Source organism: Cronobacter malonaticus LMG 23826, assembly GCF_001277215.2.
Taxonomy (GTDB): domain Bacteria; phylum Pseudomonadota; class Gammaproteobacteria; order Enterobacterales; family Enterobacteriaceae; genus Cronobacter; species Cronobacter malonaticus.
In genome coordinates, this window is record NZ_CP013940.1 from 3,700,489 (window position 1) to 3,712,354 (window position 11,866).

Sequence of the window (11,866 nt, forward strand, 5' to 3'; positions counted from 1 at the left end):
GCGATCCTTATTGGTGAACCCGGATCGTTTCGCTTTTTTGCGATTACAGCGCTTACATTACCTTTGTGGTTACAAGCACATTTTTGAATACAACCAAAACTAACTGGAACCTTTTAGAAAATTTTGTGCTATAAATGATCAATCAGTTCCTGATGGAGCTGTACAGGGGGTTTTACTGCCATAACAGGGAGGAAGCATGGAACGTAAGTTTATCGACTGGCACCCCGCCGATATCGTCGCCGCGTTACGTAAGAAAGGGTCATCGCTGGCGGCAGAATCCCGTAAGGCGGGCCTGAGTTCATCAACTCTCGCCAACGCACTGACGCGCCCGTGGCCGCGCGGCGAGAAGATCATCGCCGAAGCGCTGGGCACTGAGCCGTGGGTCATCTGGCCGTCACGCTATCACGATCCGATCACGCACGAGTTTATCGATCGTTCGCAGCTGATTCGCCATCGCTGACAGTGTCTGCAGCCTGAGCATCACTCTTCGGAGCCAACAAAAAAGCCTGCCGGGGGCGGCTGAATATCAGCGTTTCCCGACAGGCTTATTGCACTCCGCAATGGCGGAAAAAACGTTATTCGCCTTTTATGCGCTCAATATTCGCACCCAGCGCACGCAGCTTATCTTCGATACCTTCATAACCGCGATCGATGTGATAAATGCGATCCACAAGCGTCGTACCTTCCGCGATGCAGCCCGCCAGCACGAGGCTTGCGGATGCGCGCAGGTCAGTCGCCATCACCTGAGCGCCAGAAAGTTTCTCTACGCCGTGGCAAATCACGGTATTGCTTTCGATTTCCGCATGCGCGCCCATACGGATAAGCTCCGGCACATGCATAAAGCGGTTTTCAAAAATGGTTTCGGTAATGACGCCAGTGCCTTCTGCCACCAGATTCAGCAGCGTGAACTGCGCCTGCATGTCGGTCGGGAAAGCCGGGTGCGGCGCCGTACGCACGTTCACCGCTTTCGGACGTTTGCCGTGCATATCAAGGCTTATCCAGTCTTCGCCGGTTTCGATATCCGCGCCCGCTTCGCGCAGTTTCGCCAGTACTGCATCCAGCGTGTCAGGACGCGTGTTGCGGCACATCACTTTGCCGCCGGAGATCGCAGCGGCAACCAGGAACGTTCCGGTCTCGATACGGTCCGGCAGAACGCGGTAAACGCCGCCGCCCAGACGCTCAACGCCTTCAATAGTGATCTTATCGGTGCCCTGACCGGTAATTTTTGCACCGAGCGTATTCAGGAAATTCGCGGTATCGACAATTTCCGGCTCGCGCGCGGCGTTTTCGATAACCGTGGTGCCTTCAGCAAGCGTCGCGGCGGACATAATGGTCACGGTGGCGCCAACGCTCACTTTATCCATCACGATATGCGCACCTTTCAGGCGGCCCTGGACGGAGGCTTTAACGTAGCCTTCTTCCAGTTTGATTTCCGCGCCCAGTTGCTCAAGGCCGGTAATGTGTAAGTCAACCGGACGCGCGCCGATAGCGCAGCCACCCGGCAGCGACACCTGGCCCTGACCGAAACGCGCCACCAGTGGCCCCAGCGCCCAGATAGAGGCACGCATGGTTTTCACCAGCTCATACGGCGCACAGAAGATATTGACCTGGCTTGCATCGATCCAGACGGAGCCGTTACGCTCCACTTTGGTCCCAAGCTGGCTCAGCAGCTTCATGGTGGTATCGATATCTTTAAGCTTTGGTACGTTTTGAATTTCTACAGGCTCTTCAGCCAGCAGGGCGGCGAAAAGGATCGGCAGGGCCGCGTTTTTCGCGCCCGAGATCGTCACTTCGCCAGAAAGGCGCCCTGGCCCCTGCACACGGAATTTATCCATCAGAACTGTTCTCTGTTATTCAATCAATTGCTGTCGGCGCAACGCCCACAGCTCAAAAACCGTTGAGTTTGCGCTCGCGTTCCCATTCCTGGGGCGTAAACGTCTTGATGGAGACCGCATGAATGCGGTTATCGGCGATGAACTCCATCAGCGGGCCGTAGACCGCCTGCTGTTTCTTCACGCGGCTCATTTCGCCAAACAGCTCACCCACAGCAATGACCTGAAAGTGGCTGCCATCGCCGGAGGAGACGTGGACTTCCTGGAGAGGCAGTGCGTTCATCAGCACCGTCTGAATTTCATGATTTTCCATGGGCTTTATTCATTATTCAGTGAAAACAGCCCAACATCTTAGAGCAAAGTGGCGCTGTCTTAAACAAGCAAAAAAGCCCCGCCAGAGACACGGACGGGGCTTTATCAGTAACGTGCTGAAAATATTAGTCTGTCGAGACAGGCAGAAGGTTTTCCGGCAGGTTGTAAAGTTTCGCAAGCGTCGTCAGATTCTCGCTCATTCCTTCAAGCGCCACGCCACGTCCTCCCGCCTGCGTCAGCGCGACCAGATGCACCAGCAGCGCCAGCCCGGCAGTATCGACGCGATCGAGGCCGCTGAGGTCGATACGCTGCAAGCCATCCGTGATGGACTGCCGTTGTTCCCACAGCGGCGTCAGCGTTTCGCTATCCAGCGTGCCGTTTAAACGCAGTTGCGCTTCCTGGCGCTCCCAGTGCAGTTCAGCGGACATTACTGTTTCTGATCCAGCGTAATCGGCTGACGAGAGATCGATTTCAGTTGCTCAGTCAGGCCGTCGATGCCTTTCTGGCGCAACAGATCGCTCCACTCGTTCTGTTTGGTCGTAATCATGCTCACGCCTTCCGCGATCATGTCATACGCCTGCCAGTTGCCGGTCTGGCTGTTTTTACGCCACTGGAAATCGAGACGCACCGGCGGACGACCATTCGGGTCAATGATGGTGACGCGAATCGGAATAATATTGGCATCGCCCAGCGGCTGTTCCGGCGCGATCTGGTAAGTCTGGCCGTGATACATCGCCAGCGCCTGACCGTATGCCTGTTTCAGGTATTCGCGAAACGCGGCGAAATAGGCTTCGCGCTGCGCAGGCGTCGCTTCTTTGTAATAGCGGCCCAGTACCAGCGCGCCCGCGTATTTCACCTGAACGTACGGCAGCAGTTCCTGATCGACGATATCGCGCAGGTGGTTCGGGTTCTGACGGATTTGCGGCTGTTCATTTTTCAGACGATCAAACGTTTTCTTTGCCGCCTCGTTCATCAGCTTATACGGGTTGGACTGATCCGCCGCGGTAGCCGTAGCAAGCGGCGCAATCACCAGCATGGCGACCATTAAAAGACGTTTAAACATATCCGTTTCTCCTGATTAGTTCGTCGCGCCGGCAGGCGGCGTCGCGTTATCCGGTTGAGCGGCAGAGCCCTGCTCGCCGCCCTCTTTCTGGTTGTCGCCGCTGTTGCTCTTATAGAGGAACTGGCCAATCAGATCTTCAAGCACCATGGCGGATTTCGTGTCCTGAATCGTGCCGCCATCCTTAAGGATAGTGGTTCCCAGCTCAGGATCTTCAAAACCGACATTCAGCGCCAGGTATTGCTCCCCCAGCAGACCGGAAGTACGAATCGCCAGCGAGCTGGTATCGGGAATATGATCGTAGCGCTGTTCGATTTCCATCTCGACGCGCGGCAGGTAGGTTTTCGGATCCAGCGTAATGTCGGAAACGCGGCCGATCACCACACCACCAATGCGTACCGGCGAGCGCGGTTTCAGGCCGCCGATATTATCAAAGGTGGCATAGAGCCGGTATGTCGGCTCGGCCCGCAGCGAAGTGACATCCGCCACTTTCAGACAAATGAACAGCGCGGCCAGCAGCGCCAGCAGCATAAAAGCGCCAACCCAAATCTCAAATTTCTTCGTTTGCATGCGTTAGTTCCCAAACATCAATGCGGTAAGCACAAAATCAAGGCCAAGCACGGCCAGTGAAGCGTGCACAACGGTACGTGTAGTTGCCCGGCTGATCCCGGCCGACGTCGGGATCGCGTCGTAACCGTTAAAGAGCGCAATCCAGGTCACCGTGATGGCAAACACCACGCTTTTAATCAAACAGTTAATCAGGTCCATACGCCAGTCGACGGCGTCCTGCATGGCGGACCAGAAAAACCCGGCATCAATGCCTTTCCAGTTCACGCCGACGAGAGACCCACCCCAGACACCCACCGCCACGAAAATCACCGTCAATAGCGGCAGTGAAATAACGCCTGCCCAGAAGCGCGGCGAAATCACGCGGCGCAGCGGGTCGACCGCCATCATCTCCATGCTGGAGAGCTGTTCAGTCGCCTTCATCAGCCCGATTTCCGCCGTCAGCGCTGAACCGGCGCGGCCCGCGAACAGTAGCGCGGCGACAACCGGCCCCAGCTCGCGCAGCAGCGACAGCGCTACCAGCATGCCGAGGCTTGTTTCCGCGCTGTAGGTGGTCAGTACCAGATACCCCTGCAGGCCCAGCACCATGCCGATAAACAGCCCCGAGACAATGATGATAATCATCGACAGGACGCCCACGTTATAGAGCTGGCGCACCAGTAGCGGGCCGTGTTTGCGAAACTCCGGCTTGCCGATAACGGCATTGAATAGCATCAGCCCGGCGCGGCCAAAAGAGGCGCTGAACTTAAGCCCGCGTTGCCCCATCGACGCCAGTAAATTTAACAGCATGAGCAGACTAACTCCCTGTTGGCGAAATCAGATCGTGGTGATAATCCCCGGCGGGATAGCGGAAAGGCACCGGCCCGTCGGCGATACCATCAAGGAACTGGCGCACGCGCGGATCGGTATTCTCTTGCAGCGCCTGCGCGCTGCCCTGCGCGACAATCCGTTTGTCGGCGACGATATACGCGTAATCCGCGATGCTTAATACTTCCGGCACATCATGCGACACCACCACGCAGGTAACGCCGAGCGCGCTGTTTAGCTCGGAAATCAGCTTCACCAGCACGCCCATGGTAATAGGGTCCTGCCCGACGAACGGCTCGTCGAACATAATGAGATCCGGCTCCAGTGCAATCGCACGCGCCAGTGCCGCGCGGCGCGCCATACCGCCAGAAAGTTCAGAGGGCATCAGTTTCGCCGCTCCGCGCAGCCCTACGGCTTCCAGTTTCATCATGACGGTACTGCGCAACAGCGGCTCCGGCAGGCGGGTATGTTCGCGCAGCGGATAGGCGACGTTTTCAAACACGTTCAGATCGGTAAACAGCGCACCGGACTGAAACAGCATGCTCATCCGTTTGCGCACTTCATAAAGCCGCGAGCGGGACATGGCGGGAATATTTTCGCCGTCAAACAGAATTTCGCCGCAGTCAGGCGCAATCTGACCGCCAATCAGGCGCAGCAGCGTGGTTTTACCGATCCCTGACGGCCCCATAATGGCCGTTACCTTACCGCGTGGGACGGTAAGTGAGATATTGTCAAAAATAGATCGGTTGCCGCGCGTGAAGCTCACGCCACGCACGTCAATCAATGTCTCACCGATCTGGCTCATCAACGCATCCTTTATGGTTCGCAGAGTTGTTCATAATGGCGCCAGTCGACACCGCAAAGAGGTTATTTTTACAGAATATCCCCGTATGAGGTTAGCGAAAGCTGGCATTTGTTTTACTTTTGGCCCGCATCTGGTCAAAATTAAGAGTTTACTTCGTTCCTTAACGATCCGTATGCGCGGCCAGCAACTCAGGCACAGTGGACCGGCGATTATACCTGAAGAAAGGACTTTGCATGCTTTTAGCTACGGCGCTGTTGATTATTGGTTTGCTATTGGTGGTCTATAGCGCCGATCGTCTGGTTTTCGCCGCCTCGCTACTCTGCCGCAGCCTGGGCGTGCCGCCGTTGCTGATTGGCATTACCGTGGTCGGTATCGGCACCTCTCTGCCTGAAATTATGGTTTCCGTCGCCGCCGCGCTGCATGGCGAACCCAGTCTCGCCGTCGGTACGGCGATAGGGTCGAATATCACCAACATTCTGCTGATAGCCGGGTTAACCGCGCTGCTACGCCCGCTGGCGGCGCATTCAGCAATGCTGCGCCGCGAGCTATCCGCCATGCTGCTGGTCAGCGCGCTAGCGGGTCTGGTGCTGTGGGACGGCATGCTTACCCGCACCGAAGGGATCTGGCTGTTACTGATCGCCGCCGCCTATTTATGGTTTATCATCCGCCTCGCCCGCCGGGCTGAGCGTCAGGGCAATGACAGCCTGACGCGCGAACAGCTTGCCGAATTGCCGCGCGAAGGCGGACGCTCGGTGGCGTTCCTCTGGCTTGGCGTGGCGCTTATTATTATGCCGATGGCCACACGCATGGTGGTGGATAACGCGACCGTGCTGGCCCAGGGTTTCGCCATCAGCGAGCTGACCGTTGGCCTGACCGCCATTGCTATCGGCACCAGCCTGCCGGAACTGGCGACCGCCATCGCGGGCGCCCGCAAAGGCGAAGACGATATCGCCATCGGCAACATTATCGGCTCGAATGTTTACAATCTGGCTATCGTGCCTGGCCTGCCCGCGCTGCTGGCACCCGGTCATTTCGATCCGCTGGCCTTTACGCGCGATTACGGCGTTATGCTGCTAGTCAGCGTGATTTTTGTGATGCTGTGCTGGCGGCCTGAGCGGTATCTCGGTAAAAAAACCGGCGCCGGATTATTATGTGGGTTTCTCGTTTGGATGGTGATGCTGTTCTGGGCGTCGCCGCGTCTCGTTGGATGAATCGGAATCACATTATGTCGCAACTAGATTTACCGCCAGGTTTTGACTTTGAACAGGCCGGGAAAGAGGTCCTGATTATTGAACGCGCAGGCCTGGAACAGCTGGATCAATACATTAACGCCGATTTTGCCCGCGCCTGCGAAAGCATGTTCTACTGCCGTGGCAAAGTGGTCGTGATGGGCATGGGCAAATCGGGGCATATCGGTAAAAAAATGGCGGCCACGCTCGCCAGCACCGGCACCCCGTCATTCTTCGTGCATCCGGCCGAGGCGAGCCACGGCGATTTAGGCATGGTGAGCGCACAGGATATCGTGATAGCGATTTCCAATTCCGGTGAATCCAACGAAATTCTGGCACTGATCCCGGTGCTCAAACGCCTGCAGGTGCAGCTTATCTGCATGACGGGCCGCCCGGAAAGCGCGATGGCGAAAGCCGCGGATATCCACCTGTGTGTAAAAGTCCCACAGGAAGCCTGCCCGCTCGGTCTCGCGCCGACGTCCAGCACCACCGCGACGCTGGTCATGGGCGACGCGCTCGCCGTTGCGCTGCTGAAAGCGCGCGGCTTTACCGCTGAAGATTTTGCGCTCTCGCACCCAGGCGGCGCGCTCGGGCGCAAGCTGCTGCTGCGGGTAAACGATATTATGCACACCGGCGATGAAATTCCGCACGTCAGCAAAGAGGCCTCTCTGCGCGACGCGCTTCTGGAAATCACCCGCAAAAACCTTGGCATGACGGTCATTTGCGATGACCTGATGAAAATCGAAGGCGTCTTTACCGATGGCGACTTACGCCGCGTCTTTGATATGGGTGGCGATCTGCATCAGATGAAGATTGTCGATGTGATGACGCCAGGCGGTATCCGGGTGCGTCCGGGCACGCTCGCGGTCGATGCGCTTAACCTGATGCAGTCGCGTCACATTACTTCCGTCATGGTGGCTGATGGCGACCAGTTGCGCGGTGTGATACATATGCATGATTTGCTGCGCGCAGGCGTGGTGTAACAAAGGAAAGGTTTAATGAGTAACCCTGATGGCGTTCTCTCCACCTGCTACGGGCCGGTGAGCGCGCAGGTCATTGAGCGGGCGGCGCACATCCGCCTGCTGATTCTGGATGTCGACGGTGTGATGTCCGACGGCCTGATTTACATGGGTAACAGCGGCGAAGAGCTGAAAGCCTTCAACGTGCGCGACGGCTACGGCATTCGCTGCGCGCTGACGTCCGGCATTGAGGTCGCGATTATCACCGGCCGTAAAGCAAAACTGCTGGAAGACCGCTGCGAGACGCTCGGCATTACGCATCTTTACCAGGGGCAGTCCGATAAGCTCATCGCTTACCGTCAACTGCTGGAAAAACTGGCGCTTGCTCCAGAAAATGTCGCCTATGTGGGCGATGATTTAATTGACTGGCCGGTCATGGCGCAGGTCGGGCTGAGCGTCGCGGTGGCGGATGCGCATCCGCTACTCACGCCGAAAGCCAATTACGTCACGCGCATTGCTGGCGGGCGCGGCGCGGTGCGCGAAGTGTGCGACCTTCTGCTGCTGGCGCAGGGAAAACTAGATGAGGCCATAGGGCAATCCATATGAGTAAGACCAGACGCTGGGTCATTATCCTGCTGGCGCTGGCCGCGCTGGTGCTGATTGGCATTAACGTGGCCGATCAGGATGAAAGCGGGCCGACGACGGTAAACAGCAACGAGCCGACATACCAGAGCGAGCAGTCGAATACGGTGGTCTATAGCCCGGAAGGCGCGCTCAACTACCGCCTGATCGCGCAGCACGTCGAATATTTTTCTGACGACGGCGTCTCCTGGTTTACGCAGCCCGTGATGACCACCTTCGATACCAATAAAGTGCCGACCTGGTCGGTCAAGGCGGATCGTGCCAAACTGACCAATGACAGGATGCTCTATCTGACCGGTCATGTGGAAGTGAACGCGCTGACGCCAGATTCACAGTTACGCAAAATTACGACCGACAAGGCGGAGATCAACCTGGTCACCCAGGACGTTACCTCTGATACGCTTGTTACTCTTTACGGCACCAGCTTTAATTCCAGCGGCCTGAAAATGCGCGGGAACCTTCGCAGCAAAAATGCCGAGCTGATAGAAAAGGTTAGAACCTCCTATGAAATCCAGAATAAACAAACTCAGCCTTAATCTCGTACTCACCAGTACGCTGCTGGCGGCAGGCTTCCCGGCGTTCGCGCTGACGGGCGATACCGAACAGCCTATCCACATTGAATCTGACCAGCAGTCGCTGGACATGCAGGGTAACGTGGTCACGTTTACCGGCAACGTCGTCGTGACCCAGGGCTCGATTAAAATCAACGCGGATAAAGTCGTCGTGACGCGCCCTGGCGGCGAGAAAGGCAAAGAAGTGATTGACGGCTACGGCAATCCGGCCACGTTCTATCAGATGCAGGACAACGGCAAGCCGGTGAAAGGTCATGCCGCCAAAATGCACTACGAGCTGCAAAACGACTTTGTGGTGCTGACCGGCAACGCCTACCTTGAGCAGCTCGACAGCAATATCAAAGGCGACAAAATCACTTATCTCGTAAAAGAGCAGAAAATGCAGGCGTTCAGCGAGAAAGGCAAACGCGTCACCACCGTACTGGTGCCGTCGCAGTTGCAAAATAAAGATGGTACCTCACAGGCGCCAGCCCAGAACAAGAGTAACTAAACCCTTATGGCAACACTCATTGCGAAACACCTGGCGAAAGCCTACAAAGGCCGCCGCGTAGTGGAAGATGTCAGCCTGACGGTGAATTCAGGCGAGATTGTCGGCCTGCTTGGCCCGAACGGCGCAGGTAAAACCACGACATTCTATATGGTGGTGGGCATCGTGCCGCGCGACGCGGGCGATATCATCATTGATGATGAAAATATCAGTCTGCTGCCACTGCACGCCCGCGCGCGTCGCGGTATCGGCTATCTGCCGCAGGAGGCGTCGATCTTCCGCCGCCTGAGCGTCTATGACAACCTGATGGCCGTCCTGCAGATTCGCGACGATCTCAGCACCGAGCAGCGTGAAGATCGCGCCAAAGAGCTGATGGAAGAGTTCCACATCGACCATCTGCGCGACAGCCTCGGTCAGTCGCTTTCCGGCGGTGAACGCCGTCGCGTCGAGATCGCCCGCGCGCTGGCCGCGAACCCAAAATTTATCCTGCTGGATGAACCCTTCGCCGGCGTCGACCCGATTTCGGTTATCGACATCAAACGCATTATCGAGCATCTGCGCGACAGCGGCCTCGGCGTGCTGATTACCGACCACAACGTGCGTGAGACGCTGGCCGTCTGCGAACGCGCCTACATCGTAAGCCAGGGCCACCTTATCGCCCACGGCACGCCTGATGAAATCCTGCAGGACGAACAGGTTAAACGCGTATACCTTGGGGAAGAGTTCAGACTCTGATAGGGTAGAGCAACAGGCAGAAACGGCGCGCGACCCGGCGCGCCCTGCCGCACAGGTCATTTTGACGTTTACACCTGAGGATTTTTGCTCTGAATATGAAGCAAGGTTTGCAACTAAGGCTTAGCCAACAGCTCGCCATGACGCCGCAGTTGCAGCAGGCCATTCGCTTGTTGCAATTGTCCACGCTGGAGCTTCAGCAGGAGCTGCAACAGGCGCTGGAGAGTAATCCCCTGCTTGAACAAACCGACATTCACGACGAAATTGCCACTCAGGAAACGCAGGACAGCGAAGGGCTGGACACCGCCGAAGCGCTGGAGCAAAAAGAGATGCCGGACGAGCTGCCGCTTGACGCCAGCTGGGACGAAATCTACACCGCGGGCACGCCTTCAGGCACCGGCACCGACTATATCGACGACGAACTTCCTGTCTACCAGGGCGAAACCACCCAGAGCCTGCAGGATTACCTGATGTGGCAGGTGGAGCTGACGCCGTTTTCCGATACCGATCGCGCCATTGCCACAGCGATCGTCGATGCGGTGGACGACACTGGCTACCTCACCGTGACGGTGCAGGATATTCTCGACGGCATGGGCGACAGCGATGGCGATATCGGCCTCGAAGAGATCGAAGCCGTGCTTAAGCGCGTTCAGCGTTTCGATCCGGTTGGCGTCGCCGCCCGGGATCTGCGCGACTGCCTGTTGATCCAGCTCTCGCAGTTTAGCGCCGAAACGCCTTTTCTTGCGCAGGCGCGCCAGATAGTGAGCGATCACCTTGACCTTCTGGCCAACCATGATTTCCGCAGCCTGATGCGCGTCACGCGCCTTAAAGAAGATGTGCTCAAAGAAGCGGTCAATCTGATCCAGTCACTCGATCCGCGCCCCGGCCAGTCGATCCAGACCGGCGAGCCGGAATATGTTATTCCCGATGTCCTGGTGCGCAAGCATAACGGCCGCTGGACGGTCGAGCTTAACGCCGACAGTATTCCCCGGCTCAAAATCAATCAGCAGTACGCCGCCATGTCGGGCAGCGCGCGTAATGAATCCGACAGCCAGTTCATCCGCAGCAATCTCCAGGAAGCCAGATGGCTTATCAAAAGCCTGGAGAGCCGTAACGACACGCTGCTGCGCGTCAGCCGCTGTATCGTCGAACAGCAGCAGGCGTTCTTTGAACAGGGCGAAGAGTATATGAAGCCGATGGTGCTGGCGGATATCGCGCAGGCGGTCGAGATGCACGAATCCACCATCTCGCGCGTCACCACGCAAAAATATCTGCACAGCCCGCGCGGCATCTTTGAATTAAAGTATTTTTTCTCAAGCCACGTGAACACCGAGGGCGGCGGCGAAGCCTCGTCCACGGCCATCCGCGCGCTGGTGAAAAAGTTGATTGCAGCGGAAAACCCCGCGAAACCCTTAAGCGACAGCAAGCTAACGTCTATGCTGTCAGAACAGGGGATCATGGTGGCCCGCCGTACCGTTGCGAAGTATCGAGAATCTTTATCCATACCGCCGTCAAACCAGCGCAAACAGCTGGTCTGACTCAACCGATAAGGAAGACACTATGCAGCTCAACATCACAGGACATAACGTCGAAATCACTGAAGCGTTGCGCGAGTTCGTTAACACCAAGTTCGCCAAGCTGGAGCAGTATTTCGAAAGGATTAACCAGGTCTATATTGTGCTGAAGGTGGAAAAGGTGACGCAGGTCGCCGACGCCACCCTGCATGTGAACGGCGGGGAGCTGCATGCCAGTTCGGAAGGGCAGGATATGTACGCCGCTATTGACGGTTTGATTGATAAACTGGCGCGGCAGCTCACTAAACATAAAGATAAACTGAAACAACATTAATTGTCCGGGCGTTT

Annotated in this window: 16 protein-coding genes; 9 read left to right on the forward strand and 7 right to left on the reverse strand. The window is 56.8% G+C overall.

Annotated features, from left to right (window positions below):
- The first annotated feature begins 196 nt into the window (after positions 1–196).
- Entirely contained in the window at positions 197–460 is a 264-nt protein-coding gene (gene sfsB, locus AFK66_RS17345; protein ID WP_007780442.1) for a DNA-binding transcriptional regulator SfsB, read from the forward strand.
- Positions 461–575: 115 nt separating this feature from the next.
- Here sfsB and murA read toward each other — a convergent pair whose 3' ends face one another.
- From murA to mlaF, 7 genes are all read right to left on the reverse strand, one after another.
- Positions 576–1,835, reverse strand: a complete 1,260-nt coding sequence (murA, locus tag AFK66_RS17350) for a UDP-N-acetylglucosamine 1-carboxyvinyltransferase (protein ID WP_007780441.1) — start codon at positions 1,833–1,835, stop codon at positions 576–578.
- 52 nt (positions 1,836–1,887) lie between these two features.
- On the reverse strand, positions 1,888–2,145 hold the full coding sequence (gene ibaG, locus AFK66_RS17355; protein ID WP_004385081.1) for a BolA family iron metabolism protein IbaG: 258 nt from the start codon (positions 2,143–2,145) through the stop codon (positions 1,888–1,890).
- A gap of 124 nt (positions 2,146–2,269) precedes the next feature.
- A complete protein-coding gene (mlaB, locus tag AFK66_RS17360) occupies positions 2,270–2,572 on the reverse strand; it encodes a lipid asymmetry maintenance protein MlaB (protein WP_007780438.1) in 303 nt (100 codons plus the stop codon).
- Positions 2,572–3,207, reverse strand: a complete 636-nt coding sequence (gene mlaC / locus AFK66_RS17365) for a phospholipid-binding protein MlaC (protein WP_007780436.1) — start codon at positions 3,205–3,207, stop codon at positions 2,572–2,574. Before mlaC ends, mlaB begins: the two co-directional genes overlap by 1 nt.
- 15 nt (positions 3,208–3,222) lie before the next feature.
- A complete protein-coding gene (mlaD, locus tag AFK66_RS17370) occupies positions 3,223–3,774 on the reverse strand; it encodes an outer membrane lipid asymmetry maintenance protein MlaD (protein ID WP_007780433.1) in 552 nt (183 codons plus the stop codon).
- A 3-nt stretch (positions 3,775–3,777) separates the two neighbouring features.
- Positions 3,778–4,560: a lipid asymmetry maintenance ABC transporter permease subunit MlaE gene (gene mlaE / locus AFK66_RS17375; RefSeq protein ID WP_023899572.1), complete on the reverse strand. Its 783-nt coding sequence runs from the start codon at positions 4,558–4,560 to the stop codon at positions 3,778–3,780.
- 7 nt (positions 4,561–4,567) lie between these two features.
- Complete coding sequence (gene mlaF / locus AFK66_RS17380; protein WP_004385086.1) at positions 4,568–5,383, reverse strand: phospholipid ABC transporter ATP-binding protein MlaF; 816 nt, start codon at positions 5,381–5,383, stop codon at positions 4,568–4,570.
- 233 nt (positions 5,384–5,616) lie between these two features.
- On the opposite strand from mlaF, the gene AFK66_RS17385 reads away from it, so the two are divergent.
- The 8 genes from AFK66_RS17385 to hpf all read left to right on the forward strand — a co-directional run bounded on the left by AFK66_RS17385 (position 5,617) and on the right by hpf (position 11,852).
- Positions 5,617–6,594, forward strand: coding sequence for a calcium/sodium antiporter (locus AFK66_RS17385; RefSeq protein WP_023899573.1), 978 nt, complete (start codon positions 5,617–5,619; stop codon positions 6,592–6,594).
- Positions 6,595–6,608: 14 nt separating this feature from the next.
- The gene (gene kdsD / locus AFK66_RS17390) at positions 6,609–7,595 is read left to right on the forward strand and encodes an arabinose-5-phosphate isomerase KdsD (protein WP_007780427.1); all 987 of its coding nucleotides are present in this window, start codon (positions 6,609–6,611) and stop codon (positions 7,593–7,595) included.
- Positions 7,596–7,610: 15 nt separating this feature from the next.
- Positions 7,611–8,177 carry a 3-deoxy-manno-octulosonate-8-phosphatase KdsC gene (gene kdsC, locus AFK66_RS17395; RefSeq protein WP_023899574.1) on the forward strand — a complete coding sequence of 189 codons (567 nt, stop codon included), beginning with the start codon at positions 7,611–7,613 and terminating at the stop codon, positions 8,175–8,177.
- Entirely contained in the window at positions 8,174–8,749 is a 576-nt protein-coding gene (lptC, locus tag AFK66_RS17400) for an LPS export ABC transporter periplasmic protein LptC (protein ID WP_007780422.1), read from the forward strand. Before kdsC ends, lptC begins: the two co-directional genes overlap by 4 nt.
- The gene (gene lptA, locus AFK66_RS17405) at positions 8,718–9,275 is read left to right on the forward strand and encodes a lipopolysaccharide ABC transporter substrate-binding protein LptA (RefSeq protein ID WP_004385091.1); all 558 of its coding nucleotides are present in this window, start codon (positions 8,718–8,720) and stop codon (positions 9,273–9,275) included. The genes lptC and lptA overlap by 32 nt, the downstream gene beginning before the upstream one ends.
- A gap of 6 nt (positions 9,276–9,281) precedes the next feature.
- On the forward strand, positions 9,282–10,007 hold the full coding sequence (lptB, locus tag AFK66_RS17410) for an LPS export ABC transporter ATP-binding protein (protein WP_004385092.1): 726 nt from the start codon (positions 9,282–9,284) through the stop codon (positions 10,005–10,007).
- Between the two features lie 95 nt (positions 10,008–10,102).
- Positions 10,103–11,542: an RNA polymerase factor sigma-54 gene (rpoN, locus tag AFK66_RS17415; RefSeq protein WP_007798365.1), complete on the forward strand. Its 1,440-nt coding sequence runs from the start codon at positions 10,103–10,105 to the stop codon at positions 11,540–11,542.
- Between the two features lie 22 nt (positions 11,543–11,564).
- Positions 11,565–11,852 carry a ribosome hibernation promoting factor gene (hpf, locus tag AFK66_RS17420; protein ID WP_007780413.1) on the forward strand — a complete coding sequence of 96 codons (288 nt, stop codon included), beginning with the start codon at positions 11,565–11,567 and terminating at the stop codon, positions 11,850–11,852.
- Positions 11,853–11,866: the final 14 nt, after the last annotated feature.